This window comes from Mesorhizobium sp. M0808 (genome assembly GCF_040320025.1).
In the GTDB taxonomy this organism is placed as follows: domain Bacteria; phylum Pseudomonadota; class Alphaproteobacteria; order Rhizobiales; family Rhizobiaceae; genus Mesorhizobium.
The window spans coordinates 60219-83619 of sequence record NZ_JAMYOX010000012.1 but is presented as its reverse complement, the minus strand read 5'-3'; the positions used below and the strand labels follow the sequence as shown (position 1 = coordinate 83619).

At 59.8% G+C, this 23401-nt stretch carries 20 protein-coding genes and 1 pseudogene; 13 read left to right on the top strand and 8 right to left on the bottom strand.

Going from position 1 to position 23401, the window contains the following annotated elements:
* Window positions 1–3: 3 nt before the first annotated feature.
* Genes NKI25_RS16325 through NKI25_RS16315 form a run of 3 tightly spaced genes read right to left on the bottom strand, consistent with a single transcriptional unit; the run spans window position 4 to window position 1613 of the window.
* A complete protein-coding gene (locus NKI25_RS16325; RefSeq protein ID WP_352998713.1) occupies window positions 4–303 on the bottom strand; it encodes a VirB3 family type IV secretion system protein in 300 nt (99 codons plus the stop codon).
* Window positions 304–306: 3 nt separating this feature from the next.
* A complete protein-coding gene (locus NKI25_RS16320) occupies window positions 307–657 on the bottom strand; it encodes a TrbC/VirB2 family type IV secretion system protein (protein ID WP_236372199.1) in 351 nt (116 codons plus the stop codon).
* Between the two features lie 11 nt (window positions 658–668).
* Window positions 669–1613: a lytic transglycosylase domain-containing protein gene (locus tag NKI25_RS16315; RefSeq protein ID WP_352998712.1), complete on the bottom strand. Its 945-nt coding sequence runs from the start codon at window positions 1611–1613 to the stop codon at window positions 669–671.
* A gap of 176 nt (window positions 1614–1789) precedes the next feature.
* Here NKI25_RS16315 and NKI25_RS16310 point away from each other — a divergent pair, with 176 nt between their 5' ends.
* From NKI25_RS16310 to NKI25_RS16285, 6 genes are all read left to right on the top strand, one after another.
* The gene (locus NKI25_RS16310; RefSeq protein WP_352998711.1) at window positions 1790–2395 is read left to right on the top strand and encodes a hypothetical protein; all 606 of its coding nucleotides are present in this window, start codon (window positions 1790–1792) and stop codon (window positions 2393–2395) included.
* Window positions 2392–2931, top strand: a complete 540-nt coding sequence (locus NKI25_RS16305) for a thermonuclease family protein (protein ID WP_352998710.1) — start codon at window positions 2392–2394, stop codon at window positions 2929–2931. The genes NKI25_RS16310 and NKI25_RS16305 overlap by 4 nt, the downstream gene beginning before the upstream one ends.
* On the top strand, window positions 2928–3626 hold the full coding sequence (locus tag NKI25_RS16300) for a thermonuclease family protein (protein WP_352998757.1): 699 nt from the start codon (window positions 2928–2930) through the stop codon (window positions 3624–3626). Before NKI25_RS16305 ends, NKI25_RS16300 begins: the two co-directional genes overlap by 4 nt.
* 120 nt (window positions 3627–3746) lie before the next feature.
* Complete coding sequence (locus tag NKI25_RS16295; RefSeq protein ID WP_352998709.1) at window positions 3747–4289, top strand: hypothetical protein; 543 nt, start codon at window positions 3747–3749, stop codon at window positions 4287–4289.
* Between the two features lie 91 nt (window positions 4290–4380).
* Window positions 4381–4725 carry a hypothetical protein gene (locus tag NKI25_RS16290; protein ID WP_352998708.1) on the top strand — a complete coding sequence of 115 codons (345 nt, stop codon included), beginning with the start codon at window positions 4381–4383 and terminating at the stop codon, window positions 4723–4725.
* Window positions 4726–4782: 57 nt separating this feature from the next.
* Entirely contained in the window at window positions 4783–4974 is a 192-nt protein-coding gene (locus NKI25_RS16285; protein WP_352998707.1) for a hypothetical protein, read from the top strand.
* Window positions 4975–5024: 50 nt separating this feature from the next.
* Here NKI25_RS16285 and NKI25_RS16280 read toward each other — a convergent pair whose 3' ends face one another.
* On the bottom strand, window positions 5025–5918 hold the full coding sequence (locus tag NKI25_RS16280) for an AraC family transcriptional regulator (RefSeq protein ID WP_352998706.1): 894 nt from the start codon (window positions 5916–5918) through the stop codon (window positions 5025–5027).
* Between the two features lie 133 nt (window positions 5919–6051).
* Here NKI25_RS16280 and NKI25_RS16275 point away from each other — a divergent pair, with 133 nt between their 5' ends.
* Complete coding sequence (locus NKI25_RS16275) at window positions 6052–6807, top strand: SDR family NAD(P)-dependent oxidoreductase (RefSeq protein ID WP_352998705.1); 756 nt, start codon at window positions 6052–6054, stop codon at window positions 6805–6807.
* Window positions 6808–7166: 359 nt separating this feature from the next.
* On the opposite strand, the gene NKI25_RS16270 is transcribed toward NKI25_RS16275, so the two are convergent.
* A complete protein-coding gene (locus tag NKI25_RS16270) occupies window positions 7167–7403 on the bottom strand; it encodes a hypothetical protein (protein ID WP_352998704.1) in 237 nt (78 codons plus the stop codon).
* Window positions 7404–7654: 251 nt separating this feature from the next.
* Here NKI25_RS16270 and NKI25_RS16265 point away from each other — a divergent pair, with 251 nt between their 5' ends.
* The 6 genes and pseudogenes from NKI25_RS16265 to NKI25_RS16240 all read left to right on the top strand — a co-directional run bounded on the left by NKI25_RS16265 (window position 7655) and on the right by NKI25_RS16240 (window position 19401).
* The gene (locus NKI25_RS16265) at window positions 7655–9268 is read left to right on the top strand and encodes an RcgA family putative transporter (RefSeq protein WP_352998703.1); all 1614 of its coding nucleotides are present in this window, start codon (window positions 7655–7657) and stop codon (window positions 9266–9268) included.
* Window positions 9258–10265 (top strand): alpha/beta hydrolase family protein, encoded by a 1008-nt coding sequence (locus tag NKI25_RS16260; RefSeq protein WP_352998702.1) that lies wholly within the window; start codon window positions 9258–9260, stop codon window positions 10263–10265. Before NKI25_RS16265 ends, NKI25_RS16260 begins: the two co-directional genes overlap by 11 nt.
* A 452-nt stretch (window positions 10266–10717) precedes the next feature.
* Window positions 10718–11578: an ATP-dependent DNA ligase gene (locus tag NKI25_RS16255; protein WP_352957607.1), complete on the top strand. Its 861-nt coding sequence runs from the start codon at window positions 10718–10720 to the stop codon at window positions 11576–11578.
* A gap of 1175 nt (window positions 11579–12753) precedes the next feature.
* Window positions 12754–13038, top strand: a pseudogene (locus NKI25_RS16250) (oxidoreductase C-terminal domain-containing protein); the annotation flags it as partial.
* A gap of 280 nt (window positions 13039–13318) precedes the next feature.
* Window positions 13319–13714 carry a response regulator transcription factor gene (locus NKI25_RS16245; RefSeq protein ID WP_352998701.1) on the top strand — a complete coding sequence of 132 codons (396 nt, stop codon included), beginning with the start codon at window positions 13319–13321 and terminating at the stop codon, window positions 13712–13714.
* A gap of 137 nt (window positions 13715–13851) precedes the next feature.
* A complete protein-coding gene (locus tag NKI25_RS16240) occupies window positions 13852–19401 on the top strand; it encodes a trifunctional serine/threonine-protein kinase/ATP-binding protein/sensor histidine kinase (protein WP_352998700.1) in 5550 nt (1849 codons plus the stop codon).
* A gap of 17 nt (window positions 19402–19418) precedes the next feature.
* On the opposite strand, the gene NKI25_RS16235 is transcribed toward NKI25_RS16240, so the two are convergent.
* Genes NKI25_RS16235 through NKI25_RS16225 form a run of 3 tightly spaced genes read right to left on the bottom strand, consistent with a single transcriptional unit; the run spans window position 19419 to window position 23368 of the window.
* Window positions 19419–20474, bottom strand: a complete 1056-nt coding sequence (locus NKI25_RS16235) for an ABC transporter permease (protein ID WP_352998699.1) — start codon at window positions 20472–20474, stop codon at window positions 19419–19421.
* Window positions 20471–22024: a sugar ABC transporter ATP-binding protein gene (locus NKI25_RS16230; RefSeq protein ID WP_352998698.1), complete on the bottom strand. Its 1554-nt coding sequence runs from the start codon at window positions 22022–22024 to the stop codon at window positions 20471–20473. Before NKI25_RS16230 ends, NKI25_RS16235 begins: the two co-directional genes overlap by 4 nt.
* A 60-nt stretch (window positions 22025–22084) precedes the next feature.
* Window positions 22085–23368, bottom strand: coding sequence for a substrate-binding domain-containing protein (locus tag NKI25_RS16225; RefSeq protein WP_352906709.1), 1284 nt, complete (start codon window positions 23366–23368; stop codon window positions 22085–22087).
* Window positions 23369–23401 lie beyond the last annotated feature (33 nt).

Here is a 23401-nt window from a genome sequence, read left to right as displayed (position 1 = left end):
CCGTTACGGCCCATATGAGTTGGCTCCCCAAAATGTCTTATTGGGCGTCCGCCGAGTCTTCCGGGACGCCACCTGCAACACGTCAAGAATCTTGCTGTCCCAAGTGCAGAGCGAAAACAGGAAGAGGTAGCTCACCGGAGCTATCAGGAGCGCCCACAGCGAATTCGTCCCAAGCCAGCCGATGATGGTTATGCCGACGATGATGATGACGGCCATGTACGGCACGCCCCACAGCGTTGGTGACCGGGTTAGTCCGATCACCAACGGGGTCACCAGAGGCTTTTCGTCCTGGTGCTCAGCCATCGGTCAATTGCCGACAGCCGAGATCATCTCATCGACGATATTGGGAGCGCCGAACACCAAACCGATGCCGATGACAACCGCGCCCGCTGTGAACCAAGACAGACGGCCCGCAAATGCCAGAAAGCCCAGTCCGATGACGGCAATGATCGCGAGCAACCGACCAAACGGACCGGTGATGAAGTCAACAATCATCTGTACGGCGGTTTGAAGCGGCCCGAATGCACCACCACCACCGCCAGTGCCTTGTGCAAGCACCAGATCGGCGCCAGCCACCTGCATAACCGCCACGAGCCCGAGTAGCGCCGCCAGCTTGACAGCCCCTGCCCCCGGTCCCCTTACCGCATCAATTCTCATACTTCTCTCCTTCAAAAATGCATCACACCGCCGACGAATCTGCCGGTTTTCTTGACCGCGATGACGCCAACATCTCGATCATCGCCCGCATCGGCGATTGCTTCCGAAGCATCCGCCGGCGACTTGCCCGTGGTTGCCGGCATCGGCAGACCAAGCTGATAGTTGACGACCTTCGCCACGTAGCCGACGGTCTCTCTGAAGGGCGGAATGCCGCCGTATTCGTAAATCCGCTGTTCCCCGGCGTTGTAGGCAGCCGCGACCAGCAGTGGATTTTGAAATTCGTCGAGGAGCACCCGCAGGTACTTCATCCCGCCTTCGATGTTTTCCGCGGGATCGCAGACGTCGCGCACTCCGAATTGTGCCGCAGTCGCAGGGATGAGCTGCATCGGCCCGCGCGCGCCCTTCTCCGAGTTTCGGATTCGATCAAAGCCGCTCTCAGCCCAGGCAATGGCCGTCGCAAATACTTCATCCACCTTGTGGCGACGCGCTGACTCAACGACCAACGTCTTGGTTTCAGAGGCACCTAAAGGAGAGGGGCCGCATTGACGCACGTTTTCCGTGTCCTGTTTGTCAGAAACAATGATGCCATTGTGGCTTATTTCGCCCGTGGCGCTTCTAACCGGATCGGTATCACTCGATCTTTTGTACTTGGCTCTCTCTTCGGAATAAATGTTACCGATATGATTAGAAATCATAGCGGCTTTTTTAGCCGGTGGCTCTGACAACACAACGCCATCGGCCCCAAGGACGAAGTCGCTTTCAGGGCTGGACCACCGCCTATCGAATATGGCCGTGATCGCGGTTTCGCTAAGAGCGGCAGGGCTCCCCTGATCGCTGATGGAAACGTGCTGTTTTGGTGCTCTTTCAAGGATTTCGCCGCCCTTGGATGCTCCTCCTCCCAAGGTCGAAAGCGCCGCTGCACTAATCAGCAGAACGATGCGTGAATCAGCTGCCATCCTAGCCCCTTCCTGCATCGGCCCCGCCTCATTTGAGGTGTTGAGATCGCGATGAAAACCGATTAAGTTCTCACAGGTATGATACCGATCTGGCATACTGATACATGCTTTTGCGCCATACTGAAACCCCCTAGGTGCAGGGAATCGAACATGACCAAGATGGTAAGGGCTAGAAAATGAAACGCACGATCGCTGTCGCACTCGCAAGTTGCATATTGGCAACGTCTGCATTGGCCGCGCCGGACATCGACAAGGACTACATCAAGTCGCTGGCGTCGCCGGGCAAGACAGTCCTGGTCGTCGAATACTATGACGGCAGCGGTAAAGTCGTGGATCGCAAGGGGTTTGCATCTGCCAGTGGATATAAGGCTGTCTCGCCGACCGACATTCAGGTCGACGACAAGACAACACTGCATCTCTACGGCGTCGAGCCGTGCAGCGGCGAGATGGTTAATCGCACCGAAGGATATTCGGGATCATGCAGTGGCTTCGCGCAGCAAGAATTGCAGGTGATACTGAAGTCCGCAAAGGTTCTCTTCTGCCGCGCCTTCGTCAGCGAACAGAATGCACCGAGCCAGGATGCGACTTGCTACGGCTACTATAACTATCCCGGCAGCCTCGACAGCGTTGACATGCTTGAAGACGAGCTGGTCTCCCTTGGCGCACTTCGAGTGGTGAAAAACCCGGATGGTTCGCCCGCGCGAGCGGATCTCGAAAAAGCACAACGCATCGGCAAACAAGGGTACGGGATGTGGGCCGATCCGAGGGTCAAAGCCCAATGAGAAAGGCCGCGATTTATCTTGCGGCGTTTCTCACGTCAGGAGAGATCAATGCCGCGCCTGCAGGGTACTTCGATCTTCAACCTGGCGTGACGCTCGAATCCGGCGACACGTGGGTTGTCGCCGGCAACCGCTATCGTCTCTACGGCGTGCAATCTTGCCTTCGCGGCACCCCTTACACCGACAAGACAGGCCAAAAGCGAGATTGCGGCGACGCTTCGCTCGCAGTTTTCGCCGCCTACATCAAAGACACCCGACCGGTTTGTGCGCCTGTCGCCAAGATGGCGGAGACATCCTATGTCGTCTGCTACGCCACAGTCGGGAAGAACAGACTTGATCTCGCGACCATGATGGTCACCAGCGGATATGCCTTCGCTGCCCTCAATGCCGAAGGCCTGCCGTTTCATCCTCCCTATGTCGTTGCCGAACAAAGCGCACGAGAGCAACGGGCCGGTCTGTGGCAGTTCGAAGACGTGCGGCACCCGGCCATCCTCTTGAGCAGGTCGGCAAACGAACGCGCCAAGAAAGCTGCCAAATGAAAAACCATATGCTCGCGGCCGCTGTATCCGCCGCCATCGCGCATCCCTCGATCGCCGCCGACATTTTTGATGAGCCGCCACTGCCGCCCCGCCCGGAACAACGCGCTCCAGCGCCAGTGCAGTCCCTTCCGGTATTTCACGGGCGCGTTGCCGTCATGGACGGCCGAACGCTTTGGTATCCCCAATATGCACAATGGGTTCGCCTCGCCGACATCGATGCATGCGAGCTGCCGCAATGGGCGCTCAATCCCAAATGGGAGACCCGCGACAAGATCAAGGCGCCGCCCCCGGTCCCATGTGGTCCGCTCGCCAAGGCATGGCTGAAACGCACTGTCGGCAACAAAAGCGTCGAATGTGCCGTTCTCGGCTACAGCCATGACGGTCTGCCGCTCGGTCACTGCGCAACGGGCGGCGAGGATCTCGCCCTCGAAATGCTGCGTGTCGGATGGGCGCGGGTCGCCTCGCCCTACCCCGTGAACGGCCAGTATCTGACCGTTCAGAACTACGCGATGGCAGCACGCTACGGCATGTGGGCCACTTACGTCCTCGATATGGATGAGTGGCGACGCAAGGCCGTGGACAAGACCTTAAATCGCCGGCCGATCGCTGATTTCAATCTTCTTGCAGAACGGGAAAGCGAAATTTCGCCTCCCTTCGCCGACGCTCGCAAAAAAACGAAGAGGACAGACCGATAGTTGCCAGACTTCGCCCAATTGCGAACTCCATCGCAAACCCGAAGCGCAGCCGCCCTACCCGTCGACAATCTCCATGTCGATCGGGCGACACCGGCAGCACCATCGAGAGGACCACCTGACATGAAAAACCTGCTTTATGCGGCAGCCGGACTAGCAGCCCTCGCCATCCTGCCTGCTACCGCCGCCAACGCTCAAGATGCCTCCTGGGGTTGCCAAGTACTGCTCTGTGCTGCCTCGCAAAGTCCGTCCTGGCATGGCGTCTCCTACTGCGTTCCGCCAATGACGAAACTCATTCGCGCCATGGCGAAGCCAGGCTTCTCTTGGCCGATTTGCCACGAAGCAAAGGCTGGAGAACCTGGCCGCCAAGAGTACGCAGACTGCGCGGAAGGCTCGAAGGTCGGCTACAGCGAGCGGGGCAAGGAAGGCAATCGCCGCGTCCCCGATCAGTGCGTCAAGACCGTGAATGTCTGCAAATCGAGGTTTAACAGCCAGGCCGACAAAAATGGCCTCACGATTCCCGTTCGTCGCGCTGGTCGTGACACCGATGACGGAAGCGATAGCTGCACTAAAGAAATTTCGTCAATGCGTCCCCGCCGTGCCGATCCCTGGTATTTCGACATCCCGAAGGACCAAGGCGTAAAGCACGCCACTGGTTCAATTTGAATCTTTAGGTGAGGACTCCAACCAGAACGCACTTCTCGCGATTGCCGCCACCGTTGGCTTGTTAGCCGGCGCTGCCGGCACATGGCTTGCGATGCCCGGCGTCGAAGCACAGGCACTTTCTAAGGCAGAACTCACAGCGGCTATTTCGGCCGATCCTTCGCTGTGCCCTGTTCCGAAAGCCCCGATCGTCGAAGCGCCGACGGAGGATGAAGCTCTTGCCGCCTTCCGGAAGGCACAGGAAGCTTCGCCGCTCGTTTGGGACCGCAACAACATGCCCGCGATCTCGCTTGCTCTCGGCCAGTGCGACAGGAACAGCAGCGGCCCCGGAGTATCGTGCATGACATCAATCAAGATGTCACCGCAGGCACAGCCCCTGGATCGCGCCGTCGGGTTTGCCAAAGGCGCATCCGGAGAATGGATCGCTACCATCAACTAGCCGGCCTCCGCCGCCGTTCTCAAACGGTGAGACCGACGAAAACAGGTGTTGCTGAAAATGGAAGACGAACTGCTCGACTACGCCACAGTCTGTGCGACAGGTCTGATCGGCCTCGTCATTGCCCTGCTTTTCGGCTGGAACTTCATGGCTGCTTTGATTTTGGGGATGCTTGACCGGTGCCGTACAAGCAGGTGCAATCAGATTGATCCACGGAAGATCGGATCGACTTTGAACTGCGAGCTTGCATGAAAAGCCCGCTTCATTCAGCGGGGCTTTTTTGTGTCCTCGGTTGACCGCATTCAGGCCGCTGCGGCAGCCATATTCCGCGCCGCGTCGGTGTCGCGCACGGGCGGCAGGCCGAACATGCGGCGGTATTCGCGCGTGAACTGCGGCACGCTCTCGTAACCGACCGCGAAGGCGGCGCTGCTGGAGTTCGCTCCCTCCGCCAGCATCAGCCGCCGCGCCTCAATCAGGCGCAGCTGCTTCTGGAATTGCAGCGGCGACAGCGAGGTCACGCTGCGGAAATGCTGGTGGAAGGAGGAGAGGCTCATACCGGCGACCGATGCCAGCCGGTCGACCGGCAGCGGCCGGGCGAACTCTGTCCTGAGCACCGCAACCGCTCTGGCTACGCGCTGCGCCTGGCTGTCGGGCAGGCCGAGCCGCCGGATCGCGGCCCCGTGCCGGCCGGCCAACAGCCAATAGTGCATCTCGCGAACAAGTTGTGATTGCAGGATCGGCAGCGAGGCCGGACGCTCAAGCAAGCGCATGAGCCTGAGCGCCGCATCGGCCACCTCGGCGTCCGTCGGTTCGCCGCTCAACGGTCTGCGATCAGTGGCAGGCGCGATTTTCATCTCGACCATCAGTTCGGCTATGACCGCCGGGTCGAGGTCGAGCACCAGTGAGAAATAGGGATCGCGGACGCTGGCGTCCGTGATCTGGCTGACAGTGGGCACATCAGCGGTGATCAACAGGGAACCTCCGGCGCTGACCGTCACCGTTTCCGCGCCCATGGTGACATCCTTGCTGCCTTGCAGGATCAGCGCGACAAGCGGCCGCGAGATCGCATAGTCGAGGCCGCTCCGGCGAGTGGCGCGGATGGCCGTCAGCCCCGGTACAGGCGTGCGCGCGGCGCCTGCCGGGTCCGCGTTCGCTTGCGCATAGCGGCGAACGGTATCGAGCAACGTGTCCTGCATGTCCCGACCTTAGCCGATCCGGCAGGTCTGTAAATATGGTTTGGAGGATTAGGCAAGGAACGCCGAGGTTTCGGCAACAAGGACGCGCGAGCCGGCTCGATATTGGCGTGGTCACAACGAAAGGAGTTGTCCCATGTCCAAGATCGCTCTCATCACCGGCGGCAGCCGCGGGCTCGGCCGCAACACTGCAATCAACATCGCCCGGCAGGGCGGCGACGCTGTCATCACCTATCGCAGCCGCGAAGAAGAGGCTCGCGCCGTGGTCGCCGAGATCGAGGCGCTCGGCTGCAAGGCGCGCGCCTTCCAGCTCGACACCGGCGATGTCGGCGCTTTCGCGGGTTTCGCCGAGCGCTTGCGCAAGGCGCTGCGCGAGACCTGGCGGCGCGACACGTTCGACCATCTCGTTAACAATGCCGGCCACGGCGACTACGCGCTGATCGCCGACACGACCGTGGAGCAGTTCGACTCGCTGGTGAACGTCCACTTCAAGGGGGTGTTCTTTCTCACCCAGGCGCTGCTGCCGCTGATCGCGGATGGCGGGCGCATCGTGAATCTTTCCAGCGGGCTGACCCGCGTCTCGGCTCCCGGCTTTGGCGCGTACTCGGCGGTCAAGGGCGCGATCGAGGTACTCAGCGTCTACATGGCGAAGGAGCTCGGCGGTCGCGGCATCACGGTCAACACGGTGGCGCCCGGCGCGATCGAGACCGATTTTCTCGGCGGTGCGGTCCGTGACACGCCGGACCTCAACAAGCAGTTCGCAGATATGATCGCGCTCGACCGCGTCGGTGTGCCTGATGACATCGGCCCGATGATTGCGAGCCTGCTCGGCGAGGAGAACCGCTGGATCAACGCGCAGCGGATCGAGGTGTCAGGCGGCCAGAACATCTGACCCACGCAGCCCGAAGATCAAGAAACTGACCCCCGAAGGTTGGGTCCAACTTTCGGGGTCAGTTCACCGAGGCGGGCTTTTTCACTACCACGAAGACTCGGAAGTGGCGATGACCGGTAAGCGGCCACTGCACGGTCTGGGCGCTGAGAACGGAGATGCTTACTCGTCGCCCAAGGATCGAAATGGAGGTCAGCTTTGAGCTGGTCGGAAAGTTCAAAAAAACTCGTCGAGCGTCATCTCGATGCGGCCATGGTCGCCGTTCTCGATTATGATGATGTTGTTGAGGCCGTTCCATTCGAGATGGTGGGTAAGCATTAAGTGCTCCATGGGTTTTCCAGTGGAAGATGTAGCAGATCACCTCACCCAAATGGTTCCGCCATCTCCATGACCGTCGCCATTTCCCCTTCTTCGAGACCCTTCCGCCTCGCGATCAAATATGCCGCGATATACACCAGTTTCTCGATTGATTCCCGGTGATTGGCTGGCCGATACGTCACCACGTCGCGCCGCGCCGCGGCCTCATCCAACGCGATCACATCGCCGGCCCAGAGCCCCTTCTCCTGTCGCAACGTTTCGGCCGCTTTTTGAGCTGCCATATGTCGTTCGGTTATGTCGGCTAGCGTTAAACCGACCCTCGCATCAGCATGAATCGCCGCACGATTCTGCCGAGCGACATGGTTGTCTCGGAATAGATCATTTGAGGATTTTCCTAGGCTTAGCACGGCTTCATTCCTAGTGGAGGGGATCATGTAGAGAGTACGCTCGGCAACGATAAGTTGATTGAGGACGAAGGCACGATAAGATACGAAGCCTAGCGAAACGGAACGAAACCAGAGCCTATAAGTCATTGTTTAAGAACGGAAAGTTATTTCTCCCTCCGCCGAGAGACGGGAGTGATTTCAAAGAATTATTCAAACGATTGGCGGCGGCGGGCGCGGGTCGGCCGTTGGGCGAAGACGGGTTTCCTGCAGGCCCATGGACGCCCGAGCTTCTTGCAGAGGCGATTTCACAGATTGATTCCAACCGGGTTGGGGTCGATCTGCGAACGGTGCAGCTTTGGTTTCAAGAGAACGAGAAGGGAATTAGCACTGCCAACATTCGTTGGCTGGCGAGGATTTTTGGGTGCGATGATCCGGTCGCAACCAGCGAATGGCAGATGGAGCTTAGTGCTGCGCAATCGCGGTTATCGGCCAAGAGACGAGGATGGAAGAGAGCCGGAAGCAGCGTTGCACGGGAGATTCCAGATACAGCACTGGCTGTGACCTTCGATGACGAGACAGCGTCGCCGGCAGAGCTAAGACGGGACACCGACGCCAAGGGGCCGAGGCGGCGTTTTAGTTTGGCGAGGAAATCGGAGGCGTTTTTTAGTCACGGATCTCCCCTGAATTTACCGGCGTCGGTGTTTGCCGGCATCACCGCCCTCGGCTTTTTGTCGTACATCATTGGTATCCACAACGTCACCTACGAGCGAGCGGACGGGCTCATTAAGCAGGTTGGATTCCTTTGGGCCGCAAATTGGACACTCGACTTTATGGTGTTCTTACCGCTGTTTTTCTTCTTCGTTATAGAGTTGCTGGTCTTCTGGAAAAGTGAGGGGCGCAGAAAGCTCGCAGCGCAGGGCGATCAGGTGGAAAGCGACGATGCCTGGTTGCGCAACGTTGACGCTTCCTCGTACACATATTGGTCGGTTTTTTTGATTTGCTTGCTGTTCGCGGGTCTTTTTCAATGGATCGGCGTGTCCTTGATCCCGTTGATGAAGGGCGGTGGCAACTATGCCATGGATTGGGGAAAAATAGCTCTTGTGCGTCCTGAGGTCATATCTGTCCCTGAAACAGTCGTTTTTACGGGGCTCGCTTACCTATACATGTGCCTGGTGTTTTATCTTTTCTTCGCAGGTCTCATTTTGCTCTATACGGTTGTTCATGATCTTTGGAGAATTGGAGACGGATTGAAGAAGCTGCCGCATGTTGATCATCAGCAAGAGCTCAATGAAGCCGGCCTCACAGTGATGCGTGGAGTTTTTCGGTGTACTGTTTTGGGGGTTCTGGTCGCCATATGGATGAAGGTCCAAAGCTCTTATCTGGCATCCAGTGGTGAGAATATTGTGGCGTGGTTGGTCGGCGATATGTCTTCGATGTTCGAAGGTCGCAATGATGTGAGCACCGGGTTCCGCTACCGTATGCCGACGCATTACAGCAGCCTTCTTATCGTTATTTCGGCCTGTTTTGTATTTCTGTATGGCTCCATCCGATTAGGTGTCGGAGGTCGATTTCGTGCGCCTTTGTGGAAGATGTCGGCGGTCGTGGCGTTAGTTGTTGTCAGCTACTTGCTGATCGACGCGTTTGCCGGCTTTTCGACCCTTCTGGCCATTTCAGTGCTAGTCGCACTATACGGCCTGTTCGATCCAGGATTAGGCCGCTGGCGAGCGAGCGAGTTAGGAAACAATCAGAGTGTTTCATAGTTGGCTCGATCGTTGGGACGAACGCCGGGCCCTTCGCGGAGAGGAAGGGAAGAAACCAACGGATTTCGTCCTTGACGCGGAACGCGCCTTTCCAGGTGCGAAGAAGATAACAAGTATCGAGGAATTCTGTGCCCTTGCGGACCAAGCCGTGGCTGATCCAGCCTTTTTCGATGAGCCGAGTGTGAGTGATAAGGGTTTTGAGAGGCTAGATGGGTGGCTCAAATTTCCATCGGACATTTCTACTGATATCGAACAAAACGATGTCGTCTCGGCGAAAATCACAGAAAGCGGGTCGTTCGATCAGGCGATGGTGATTTTTCACCATTGGAATGCGAGCGCCCGGAATCGTCAGATTGCCAACTTTTTCTCGCAGCGTGGCATCACAGTTGTCGAGATTGCTATGCCCTATCACTTCGAACGCAGCCGTCCCGGCTCCGTGCACGCCGACTATATGCTTAGCCCTAATCTCGGTCGAACGATCCAATCTGTAAGGCAGGCAGTGTTGGATGGGCGAAAACTCATACGTTGGTTGAATAGCGAAGGCTATCGAGAGATTGCGGTTCTCGGAATGAGCTTAGGTTCCTGGGTTGCGGCCATAGTCGCGGCACACGACTTGGCTGTGTCAAAAGCCTCGTTGTTTCTGACGGCGGGGAGTCTAGCGGATATGGTTTGGACGGGCCGCGCGACACGATCGATACGCGATAGCCTTGAGCCTGAGATTGAGCTGACCGATCTCAGAAGGGCCTGGGGTCCACTTAACTTGGAGAATTACGCGCATAGTTTGGCACGGCCTGATCTCGATCTTCAGGTTGTGTTGGCTAAGAGAGACAAAGTGGTGTTGCCAGAGCTATCGGAGAGGTTCATGCAGAGGCTGAAGGACGCCGGGGCTGGGCCAAATATTTTGGAATTAAACTGTGGTCACTATTCGCTCGCCATGCCGCCTTACATTTTGTTGGCCGGTTTGAGCTTGAAGCGGTTACTAAGGCGCGGCCATTGAGCGGTTTCTGTCGTCTGCTGACAAGTCGGCCCGGCGAGCATGAGTTTGGCGTTGGCCGGTCAGTTCACCAGCAAATTCTCTGGTAGGCGTCACGACACGAAAGTGATGAATCTGGGGTCGCCCCTACCGGAACCGACCCGTGCCGCTAATCCTCGCGTCAATCATCGCCGCACCAGCTCCTTCAAAAGCGGCCGTACCATCATCTTTCCTTCCGAATGGAAGGCAGGGCAGGCCGGTCATTCAGTTGCGAGCGTTGCATGACGCGATCTGACCCAACGGCGACATTTGTCTGGACCGTCGGTCGGTCTCGTCAGGGGGTGGAATTTGATCCTCCTGTCTGCTCAATCGGATCAAGCGCAACGTCAGTCCATGCGGATTTGTTGCCCACACCGTATATTTTCGGAACCTAATATAACCAAAAGGATTGAATGGCGGTCTCGTGAGTGCCGTTCATGCCTTTGCAGTTTGTAGAGCCGTTGATGCCGACCTTGGTGGATAAGCCTCCAGAAGGAGGCGACTGGATCCACGAGGTCAAGTTCGACGGCTACCGCTCGCAGGTCATCATCGACGAAGCCGGCACGCGCATCTTCACGCGCAACGGAATGGACTGGACGGCGAAGTATCCCGATTTGGTCGAGACGGCCAAGGGACTCAACGTCGACAGCGCCATCATCGATGGAGAGATCATCGTCCCGAATGAGGCCGGCCTTTCCGACTTCGCCGCGCTTCGGAAGGCGATCACCAGGCGCCAGCACGACCTTTATTTCGTCGCCTTCGATCTGCTGCACCACGATGGTCATGACCTTTGCGACCTGCCCCTGGAACATCGGCGCGAGCTGCTTGCTGGTTTGATCCCGCCGGGAAGTCGCATCCAATTCAGTCAGTCTCTTCCGGGGGAAGCCAAGGCAATCTTTCATCTACTTGATCAGGCCGGTCTGGAGGGGATGGTCTCGAAGCGCCGTCGCAGCAAGTATCGCAGCGGGCGGTCGATCAACTGGCTGAAGGTGAAGTGCTACACCGTTGACGAATATGAACTGCTCGGCGTCGAGCGCGAGGCCGGCAAGCCGGCATTCGCCCTGATGGGCGAGATCGGCACGCGCAAATATGTCGGTTCGGCTTTCATCAATTCGAGCCGGGCGATCCGCGAGCGGCTATGGAAGCGGGTCCAGGAGCATGCCGGGTCGCCGCCAAAGGGCATGAAGCGGTCAGCGACGCAATGGGTCAAGCCGGGGATCAAAGCCCGCGTGAAGCATCTCAGGGGCGAGGAAGACCTTCGGCACGCCTCGCTGCAGGATTTTTGGGATGAAGACTAGAACGCCGTTTGTGTCTCGAAGGCGCGACAACGCAAAGTTCACCGGCTCGGCCAAGCGCGACTATTTGACAAGCGCGCATATGGCGTATGCTGTCAGCGTCCAAGCTGTTGGGGACGTAGTGGCTACATGCGCTTGTGCTACCCACCCTGGAGCTGGGGAAGTAACCGGCAAGCTCCTAGAAATTAGAGCATTTGAATTTGACGCGCTGGCACCGCCACCTATGACGACTTTTGGCTTGGGACACCAAGCCTGTGCGGATTTGTCTGGGCTTGTATCACTCGCGCTTGCATACTGGGTGATTTCCCAACCGCCGACGCCGTCCTTCCCCGCTGGACCCTCAGCCCCCATTGCACCTTTAGATCCCTGCTTGCCGGGAAGACCTTGTGGACCGATAGGCCCTTGGGGTCCTGGGGGGCCTGCAGTTGTGCAACCTGCAAGGACCACGACGCATGCTAGAGTGGTAATTCTCATGACCACCTCCCCGGTTTCCCGGTGAGCCTGACGACAAAAAACATTCGCCAAATCAAACCGAATGTACCACCACGCGATTGTCGTGGATAGGAACGCGATCGGCGGCTAACGGAACGTCGCATATGCGCCGTGACGACGGGCAGCCAGGAATCGTACGTAGAGTGTTGACGCGCCTTCCTTGCGGCCTCTTTCAAGGTTATCGGGTCATCGTCCAGTATGTCTTCTCGGTTTCGCCTCATGTGAAACCCTTGCACAATTCCCAGGCGCTCGCCCGGTCTTTGCCGACGGAGACGCAGCGCGAAGCTCAGGAAGCCTTGGAGAAGCAGGTTGCGCAACTGAAACGCGAGATCAACAAGATCAATCGGACGCTCGCAGAGCGCGCTGAAGAGGTGGTCGAGGAATTGTTGCCCTGGTTTGGGACGAGTTGCCGGCCGTCGAGCTCGACCGGGGGAAACGGGCTGCCGCTGGGGAGGGCACCGGCGCCGCGCTCGCCGCCGGCATGGTCAAGGCGGCTGGGCTCATCCATTCAGGCATGCTCGCAGCGCTGCCAGCATGACGCCGCCCACCGACCTGACGGGATGCTGATCCCGTTGCGCGGAGCACCTTCGACGCTCGCCGTTATGGCGCTGCACAGGGATGATCAATGCCACAGCACTGCCTTTTCCGCTGCTGGCCTTCGCCGTCGAGATCGGGAATCTGAGCCGATCGTGGCCCAGCGTCAAGGGCAGACCGCGGCTCGCAACATGCTGGGATCGTATGAGCCGTTCGTCGCCGTGCCGTTCTTCTGGAGCCAGCATTACGACGTGCCGATCAATTACATCGGCCATGCCGAAGATTGGGACGAGATAGAAATCGACGGCGATATCAAAGCGAGGGATTGCCTATTGCGGTACAAAAAGGATGGCCGAGTAATGGCTGTCGCCTCAATATTCCGTGATGCCGAGAACCTTCGCGCCGAGCTCGCGATGGAGCGTTATGAGGTCCCCTAACTGCCCGATGTCAAATCGGGTTGCACCCATTCGCGTCGTTTTGCAGCAGCTCGGCCTAGGGCGTACCAATACCAACGTATAATTGACGCTCCCACCCCGGGGCACTCAAGCTTGGGCGAATGGAAGCGAGGGTATGGAGACTGGCATTGGTCCGCATCGGACATGCTTCTCGACGATTTGGTGACGATGGCTGCAGACCTTCATGCAAGACGGCAGCATTTGATGGGATGCGACACATGGACGTCGGAAGATCGCTGGATGGACGTCGGAAGATCGCTGGATGTCGGAACAGGCAACGCCGTTAATTTCGATTGTGGATGACGACGTGTCGGTGCGAGAGGCTACGGAGGCTCTAATGCGGTCCTTGGGATTTAGGGCGCAGTCATTCCCGTCCGCCAGCGCTTTCCTCTCGTCGTCTGCCATCAAGAATACGTCTTGCTTGATCGCCGACATCAACATGCCGAAGATCACTGGAGTGGAGTTGTATCGTCGTCTGGTTGGCTCGGGCTATGCCATTCCAACGATTCTCATTACGGCCTACCCAGATGACGAGACGCGCATGCGAAGCCTGGCGGACGGCGTCGTTTGCTATCTGACAAAGCCGTTTGACGATGAAGTCCTATTGGGGTGTCTCCGCGTCGCCTTGGGCACAGCGGAGGAAGAACAACACGACTGAGCCAGCTGCCGATCTGGCCAACAGGAGACTTAAGGGTATCGGCGCCGCATTCCCTGTGGCAAGTTGTCCAGCCCGCTGACTAGGGGCAACGAGCAAAGCAGGTTGGCTGGGAGGATCAGCCGCGGGAAACCCAGAAATTGAGCACCTATTCCGGCTTCAACGGCTCTGAAAAGGATCTTCCCCTCGAAATGCTATGGGAGGACGGTGAGCGCGTCTTCTGCAGAACGTGCTACGCCGACGAGGGCAGCCAGCAATACCCACGGCATTCTGCGCAAGCGGGGTCGGAGCCGGCAGCCTCTCGCAGCGGCGATATTCTCGCACATGAATACGGACTAAAGGACTACCTCGACAGCGCTTGGGCATTGCGCCCTCTGAAGCTCCTCCACAAGTCAGGTCGCACTGCGCTGACGCTCGAATTCCCCGGCGGCGAGCCGCTTGATCGCGCCCTCGGGGTACCGATGGAAGTCGGCAAGTTTCTGGGCCTCGCCATCGCAACTTCGGTCGCGCTTCGCGGCCTGCACGAGCACGGCCTTATTCATAAGGACATCAAGCCGTCGAACATCGTCGTCGATCTCACAATCGGTAAAGCCTGGCTGACGGGTTTTGGAATCGCCTCTCGGCTGCGACGCGAACGTCAGTCGCCTGAGCCCCCCGAGTTCATCGCCGGCACACTCGCCTACATGGCGCCAGAGCAGACCGGACGCATGAACCGTTCAATCGACTCTCGGAGCGACATCTATTCGCTTGGCATTGTGCTCTACGAAGCGCTCACGGGAAGCCTCCCATTTGCCGCGACCGACCCGATGGGATGGGTGCACTGTCACCTCGCGCGCACGCCGGCGTCGCCAAACGAGCGCGGAATCGCGACCCCCAATCAGATCTCCGCAATTCTGATGAAGCTGCTCGCCAAAGTCCCCGAGGAACGCTACCAGACGGCAGCGGGCCTCGAAACTGATTTTCGGCGGTGCCTGGTCGAGTGGAAGGCGCGGCGTGCCATCGCCGCCTTTCCACTTTGCGAACGCGACACATCCGATCAGCTCGTCGTCCCGGAAAAACTCTATGGTCGCGAAACCGAGGTAGAAACTCTGCTCAGGTCCTTCGATCGGATTGCGACGGAGGGAACCTCGGAGCTGTTGCTCGTTTCCGGCTATGCCGGCATCGGCAAGTCTTCCGTGATCAACGAATTGCACAAGATCCTGGTCTTGCCGCGCGGCCTCTTTGCCACGGGCAAATTCGACCAGTACAAGCGCGATATCCCCTACGCGACCTTGGCGCAGGCCCTGCAGAGCCTGATACGCCCGCTTCTGAGCAGACCGGAAGCGGAATTGGCGACGTGGCGCGATCAGTTTCACCAGACATTGGGATCGAACGGAGCGCTGGTGATCGATCTCGTGCCCGAACTGAAATTCATCATAGGAGAGCAGCCGCCGGTCCCCGACCTTCCGCCGTACGAAGCCAAGGCCCGCTTCCAGGTGGTGTTTCGCCAATTCATCAACGTGTTCGCACGGCCTGAGCACCCACTGGCTCTGTTCCTCGACGATCTGCAGTGGCTCGATCTTGCAACACTGGATCTGATCGAAGATCTCCTCACCCAGTCCGACGTGCGCCACTTGTTGTTGATCGGTGCGTACCGTGACAATGAGGTCGGCCGCGACCACCCACTGATGCGCAAGCTCGAGTCGATCCGAAAATGCGGGGCCAGCGTGCGGGAGATCGATCTGGGGCCCCTTGCGAGCAAAGACTGGGCCCGGTTGGTCGCAGATGCGCTGCGCTGCAAAGCAAAGGCGGCCGCACCCCTGGCGGCGCTGATCCATGAGAAGACGGCGGGAAACCCGTTCTTTGCGATACAATTCATCTACGCCCTAGTCGAAGAGGACCTGCTCGCCTTCTCTCATGACAAAAGCGCGTGGCGCTGGGATCTCGATCGGATCGCAGTAAAGGGCCATACCGACAACGTGGTCGACTTGATGGTCGCGCGGCTGAGCAGGCTTCCGACCGAGACTCAACGCGCGCTCCAAGGCCTGGCCTGCGTCGGAAACAGCGCCGATGCCGCGACGCTGCTCACAGTTCTCGAGCACGAAGTCATCGCCGATCTATGGGAGGCACTTCGTGTCGAGCTTATCGTCCACTCGAACGGCTCCTACAAGTTCGTGCACGACCGGGTTCACGAAGCCGCCTATTCCTTGATCCCGGAAGCGTCCCGCGCGGAAGCGCATCTCGGAATTGGCAGGAGGCTCGCGGCGAGGATGCCGGTGGAGCGGCGCGAGGAGGCGATCTTCGAGATCGTCAATCAGCTCAACCGCGGCGCGGCTCTCATCACGTCGATCAATGAACGCGAGCAACTGGCGGAGTTCAACCTGATCGCCGGCAAGCGGGCACAGACGTCGACCGCGTACGCCTCCGCTCTCAATTATCTGGAGATCGGCGCGGCATTGCTCACCGATGACTGCTGGCAGCGGCGCCACGATCTGGTCTTCTCAATCGAGCTGGCGCGGGCCCAATGCGAATTTGTGTCTGGAGCCGTCGACCAAGCTGAGAAGCGACTGAGCGCGCTGTCAGGCCGCGCCACGACGACGATCGAGCAAGCTACCGTCGCATGCTTGCGGGTGGATTTGTACATGTCGATCGACCGAAGCGACTATGCGGTGAGCGTCGGTCTGGAGGCGCTTCGGAAAGTCGGGATCGAGTGGTCCCCACGTCCGACCGAGGAAGAGGCCTATAGCGAATACCAAGGCATCTGGGTTCTGCTCGGTGATCGCACGATCGAGCAGCTGACTGATTCGCCTTTGATGACGGACCCGATTTCCCTGGCAACTCTCGATCTGCTCGTCAGGGTCGCCGTCCCTGCTTTCTTTGTATCGTCCCATCTGTTTGCCGTGGCGGTCTGCAGGGCCGTCAGCCTCAGCCTTCAACATGGCAACAGCGATGCGTCGTGTATTGCCTACGAATTGTTTGCGATGCTGGCCGGACCCCATTTCGGAAACTACGACGCCGGATACAGGATTGGCCGACTTGGCTGCGAGCTCGTCGAACGACCTGAACTGCAGCGCTTTCAGGCGAGAACGTATGAGACCTTCGGGTTCGTCATACCCTGGACGCAGCATGTCCGCGCCGGGCGAGATCTGCTGACCCGGTCTTTCGAGATCGCAAGTCGAACCGGCGATATCACCTATTCCGGCTATGCCTGCGGCCAGATCACGACCAACTTCCTGTTGGCGGGCGATCCTCTGGTCGAGGCACAGAAAGAAGCCGAAATCGGCCTGGAGTTTGCGGTCAGAGTCCGGTTCGGACTGATCGTCGGCTGGATCACCGGCCAGCTTCGCCTGATACGAATGCTGCGCGGCTTGACCGACACGTTCGGCTCGTTCGATGAGGCGGGATTCAATGAACTCGCTTTCGAAGGTGACTTGGCGCGCAATCCCGCCCTGGCGCTGCCCGAGTGCTGGTACTGGATCCGCAAGCTGCAGGCGCGCTATCTGTCAGGCGACTGTCAGGGCGCGCTCAATGCGTCGACCAGAGCGGAGCCGATGCTTTGGGCATCGCTGTCTCTGTTGGAGACGGTCGAGTACCACTTCTATGATGCGCTCAGTCACGCCGCAGCCTGCGATCTCGGGATGGCGGAGGCGCGGGAAGCACATCTCGAGAAGCTGGCGGCGCACCACCGGAAATTCGAGGTATGGGCGCGGAACGGTCCCGAGAACTTCGAAAATCGCCTCGCCTTGCTGAGTGCTGAGATGGCGCGAATCGAAGGCCGCGAACTCGATGCGGAGCGGCACTATGAACGCGCCATCGAATCGGCACACGCAGGCGGCTTTGTGCACAACGAAGCGCTGGCGAGCGAGCTTGCGGCGCGCTTCTACGCGGCACGCGGCTTTCAGAAGATCGGCGACCTGTACCTGCGGGACGCCAGGCGCGGCTACCAGCGGTGGGGGGCAGACGGGAAGGTCCGGCAGCTTGAGCACTTGTATCCGAGGCTCAGAGAAGAATCGACATCCTCCGACGCCGTGAGCACGAGTACGATCCTCGCCCCGGTCGAGCGGCTCGACCTTGCGACCGTGATCAAGGTGTCGCAGGCGGTTTCCGGCGAGCTCGTGCTCGAGAAGCTGCTGGACACGCTCATGCGTACGGCACTCGAATACGCGGGCGCGACACGCGGTCTGCTGATCGTGTCCCGGGACGATGAGTACCGAATCGAAGCGGAAGCGACGACCAGCAGTGACGCGGTGAAGGTCGAACTCCGCCAAGTGCGGGTGACCGGCGAAGACCTGCCGGAGTCGGTATTTCACTATGTCTTGCGAACCAAGGATACCGTGCTGCTGAACGATGCGTCCGCCGCGAACCCGTTGGCGCAGGACGCGTATATTCGCAAGCATCGAGTTCGCTCCATACTTTGCATCCCGCTGTTGAAACAGACCGGGCTGCTGGGCGTCCTCTACCTGGAAAACAACCTGGCGCAACAAGCATTCACGCCCGCGGCGGTGGCTATTCTGAAGCTGCTGGTTTCCGAGGCCGCGATCGCACTCGAGAACACCCAGCTTTACCGCGATCTTCAGGAGCGGGAGGCGAAGATTCGCCGGCTGGTGGATTCCAACATCATCGGCATCTTCTTCTGGGATGTGGACGGCCGGATCATTGACGCCAATGAGGCATTCCTCCGCATCGTCGGCCATGATCGTCAAGACTTAGCCGCCGGCCGGTTGAGCTGGAAAGAGTTGACGCCCCTGGAATGGCTTGCGGGTGACGAAAGACGGCTGGCCGGAGTCCTGGCGACGGGCGCCGTCGAACCTTACGAGAAGGAATTTTTCACAAAAGCCGGAGCGCGCGTGCCGGTGCTGATTGGTGCCGCCATCCTGGATGGACCAAGAAACGAAGGCGTAGCATTCGTTCTCGACCTGACGGAGCGGACGCGGGCGGAAGAAGCGGCGCGCGAGAGCGATCGGCGATACCACGAAATCCAGCTGGACCTCGTCCATGCGAACCGGGTCGCGACCCTCGGGCATCTCTCGGCGTCCGTCGCCCACGAGGTCAACCAGCCGATCACCGGCATCGTCATCAACGCTCAAACCGCTCTGCGCATGCTCGACCGTCCGTCGCCGGATGTGGGCGAGATTCGGAAGGCCTTGGCGCGCGTGGTGCGGGACGGGCATCGGACCGGTGAGGTGGTGAGCCGGATCCGCGCTCTCGCCAAGAAGACCCCGCCGCAGAAGGAAGAATTGGACATCAACGAGGCGATCCTGGAAGTCACCGCCCTGACTCAGGGCGCGGTGGCGAGGAACGAAGTCAGCGTACAGACGCAATTGGCCGGAGATCTTCCTCCGGTCAACGGAGACCGGATTCAGCTCCAACAGGTGGTCCTCAATCTGATCTTGAACGCCGTAGACGCAATGAAAACAACCGCCCTAGGGTCAAGGGAAATCCTGATCAGTACGACGAATGCCGAATCGACCGACGTACTCGTGGCGGTGCGTGATTCCGGCATTGGCGTTGAGGATTCCGATCACGAGCGCATATTCGACGCGTTCTACAGCAACAAGCCCGATGGTTTGGGCCTGGGGCTCTCGATCTGCCGCTCGATCATCGAAGCCCACGGCGGGAAATTGTGGGTGACCTCGGAAGCAGGCCAGGGGGCAACCTTCCAGTTCACACTGCCGACCAGCCAACCGCCATCTGCCGCTGACGCGGCCTGATCGACTGCTAGGACGGCTCAGTCCGGATCGCGGTTGTTTTCCAAGGCTGCCAGCCAGCGCCAGAGCGTGCCACGACCGCGGCGCGAGCCCGCGATGACGGCCGCGACAATGATGATGCCCTGGACCATCAACTGCTCCGGCGCGCCGAAGCCGGCAAGAAGGAGTACATTGCTCAGCATGCCGATCAGCAGCGACGCGGTCACCGCCCCAACGACGCTGCCTCTGCCGCCGGACAACGAGCAGCCGCCGATGACGGCGGCGGCGATGACCGGCAGCAGATCGGCCGAGCCGAGCGTGAAATCCCCGGCCGCGTACTGGCCGTCATAGAGCACGCCGGCAAGTGCCCCGGCCGCGCCACTTGCAACCATGACACCGACCTTTATGCGCTCCGTGCGGATGCCGGAGTAGCGCGCTGCCCCGGCATTGGCCCCGGTGGCGAGCACCCGCCTGCCGAGACCGGTGTAGGACAGGATCACGCTGCCGACCACCAGTACCCCGAACGACCAGAAGGCGAGGATCGGGACCGAGCCGACCGATCCCGAACCGAACCAGAACAGAAACCGATCGTCGGAGATCGAGATCGTGTTGGTATGCGTCACAATCTGGGCCAGACCTTGCATGACCCCCATCGAGCCGAGCGTCACCACGAACGACGGTATGCCGAAGAAAACCGTGGCCAGGCCATTCACCAGTCCCACCAAGGCCCCAAACGAAATCGCCACGGCGACGGCGAGCAGGAAGTGGACGTGCAGCGACAACAGGACCGCGGCGATCAGCGCCGAGACCGGAACGATCGAGGCGATGGACAGATCGATCTCGGCGGCGCACAGCACATAAACCGTCGCGACGGTCATCACGGTGGTGGTCGTGGAGATGCGGACGATCGCGAGCAGATTGGCCATCGTCAAAAATGCGGTATCGCGCAGTATCACCGAGAAGATCGCCAAAACGACCAGCGTCGCCCCGACCAGAATGGCCGGGCTCTGGCCGCGGGAGGCGCTCCACAACGCCCAGCCCAAGCGCCGGCCAGCCCGTAGCAACAGTTTCTTCTCGCGCGTGTCCGGCTGGCTCACTGGCGCGCTCTGTCCGGCTCTGCGTGGATCGCCGCCGAGAGGTAGTGTTCGCTGAACGCATGCCCGTCTTCGCTGGTGAAGGTGGCCCGGATGATCCCGTCCCGCAGGATCACGATGCGGTCGGAGATGGACGTGGTTTCCAGCAGGTCGGACGAGACCCACAGCACGGTCGCGCCCGCATCCGCCAAGCCGCGGACCCGCGTGATGATTTCGCGCGCCGCGGCGATATCCACGCCGAAGGTCGGCTCGTCGAACAGCAAGACCTGCGACCCGGCGGTCAAGGCTTTCGCCAGAACGACTTTTTGCTGATTGCCACCCGACAATTCCTGGACCGGCTGATGCATGCTGCTCACCCGGATCCCGAGTGTGTCGATCATCTGCCGCACCTGCCGGCGGCCTTCAGCACGCTTCAGGAATCCCAACGTGTCGATCAGACGTTTCAGCGCGACGAGGATGATGTTCTCGGCAACTGACTCGAGCAAGACGAGCCCGTGTGCCGCGCGATCCTGCGGAACGAGAAAGACACCGTGCGCAATCGCGTCGGCAGGAGAGTGGGGCCGGTACGGCCTGCCGAACAGGCGAAGCGCGCCGTCACTGGCGCGCAGGTCGCCGAAGAGAGCCCGCAGCAGGGTGGTGCGACCACTGCCCGCAGGCCCGACGATGCCGAGAACCTCGCCGGCGAAGGCCTCGACCGAAATGTCGCGCAGCTTTGTCCCGACGCGCAGATTGCGGACGGTCAGGGTCGGGACCTGGCTCGACCCGTGACGCGCCGGCGCGCGTCGGCGCGCATGCGCCTCCGGCAAGGAACGTCGCCCGAGCATCGCGGAGACGAGCGCAGCCATGTCCACCGACTTCGTCGCGCAGGACAGGACGACCTTTCCTTCACGCAGGCAGGTCACTTCGTCGCTGACAGCGAACACCTCCGAGAGGTGGTGCGTGATCAGCACGATACCCGTTCCTCGGGCGGCGATGGCGCGCAAGACCGCGAACAGCCTTTCGATCTCATCGCTGCCAAGGGGCGCCGTCGCCTCGTCGAGCACCAGAACCCGGTTGCCAAGGCGCAGCGCCTTGGCGATCTCGATCAACTCCTGCTCAATCGTGCTCATATCCGACACCCACAGTCGAAGTGTGGACGGCCGGATGCCGAGCTGCTCGAGCATGTCCTGGGTCTCGGTCCGCTGACGTCGCAGGTCGACACCGCCCAAGGCATTCTGGCGCTCGGCGTTGAGAAAGATGTTATCGATGCCCGTCATCGTCGCGATGAGGCTGCGTTCCTGCATCACCATCCCGAGCCCCAACGCGCGCGCTTCCGCAGGACGGGAATAGGTCAAGCTTCGACCGCCGATGCGCACTTCACCCGCGGTCGGCCTCTCGGCGCCCAGCGCGATCTTCATCAGGGTGGATTTGCCCGCGCCGTTGTGGCCGACAATTGCATGGATACTGCCGCGCCGGACCTTGAGGTTCACATCCTCCAGAACCCAATTCCGATCGAAGCGCTTGCCGACATGCGCCATTTCGAGAGCGCATGCGTGTTCGTCAGCCTCGGACACCGGGCTCGTTCCCTCGCAACGCTCTTGGCCAACTCATCTTGGCTCGGAAAAGCAGGCATTTCACTGGCAGGCTGTATCCGGGCATTTCATCTCCGGTCCGTGCATGAAATCCCAGGCAGCACTCATGTCGGAATTCGAAAAAACGGGGAAGGTCGGAACCAGAACGTACTGGTAGTTGCTTTTGCCGATCGACGAAAGCGCGGCCGTCAGCGCCATCACCCGTCCGGCGTCGTACACATCCTGGGCCATGTCCACGACGATAGGACCATTGTGTCTGAGTTGGTAGATCCCATCACCGCCCAGGTCCATGGTCACGATCTTGATCTTATCTTCGAGATGCAAGGCCCGGATTGCCGCAGCCTCGCCGAGTGCGGGCGGATCTTCCCAAGGGGCGAACAAGAGATTCACGTTCGGGTGCTGAGTCAGGAAAGCGGTCGTGAAAGCCTGCGGCGAGCTAAAGTTCGTGAAGCCGGACGCGGGATTCGATGGGTCCGGCTCGCCGTTGGTCACGATCTTGATGTTGGGGTATTTCTTCAATCCGTCGAGAAACCCATGCTCGCGCGCCTGAACCGGCGGCGAGTCGTTGATCCAGTGGATGTAGCCGAGCTCGGCGCCGTTTGGATACTGCTGGTGGACGGCATCAGCGAGTTGCAATCCGAGCCCGTAGAAATCGTAGCTGACCAGGGATTTGATCGGACCGTTCTGCCCGATCTCGAGTTTAGGCGATGCGACAGCCCATAGGCTGATGACAATGCCTTGATCCACGGCGGGCTTCAAAATCGCGCCGAGCTGCGCCGGGTTTGCGACGCCACCGGTGAGCAGAATGTTCGGCCGCAACGGCAGAATGGCGGCGAGCACGCCGCTCAATCCGTTGGGATTGAAGGCGTAGTTTCCAATCCGTAGCAGCCTGATGCCCAGGGCATCAAATACAATCTTGGCGCCGCTTTGCATGGCCAGGTTATATGGCGCGCTTGCCCAATCGATGTAGACCGCCGTCAGGTGCTGATCGCAAATCCGCTTGGCATCTTCAGGAGTCACCCTGACCTGGTCGTACCAGGTTACCGGTAGGTCCTTGGGCGCCCCCAGCATCGTCGCAGGCGTGTGGAAGCCTTGCTGCAGCAACGCTTCGATCATCGCCGGGCCGCCGATGGCACTTGGAACCGGTCTCGGATCGAGCGCCGCGGCATTGTACGTCCCGCACGGCGCCAGATTGGGGTCCACGGCCACGATCGAATTCTGGGCTGAGACGCCCGCAGGTAAAATCGTCGTCCCGAGAACGACCAACAGGATCGACCGGAATGTACGCAACTCGATATTGACGTGCTTTCTCTCTGTGCGTTCCATGCCCTTGATCCGCCCCAACACCAGTCTGAATTC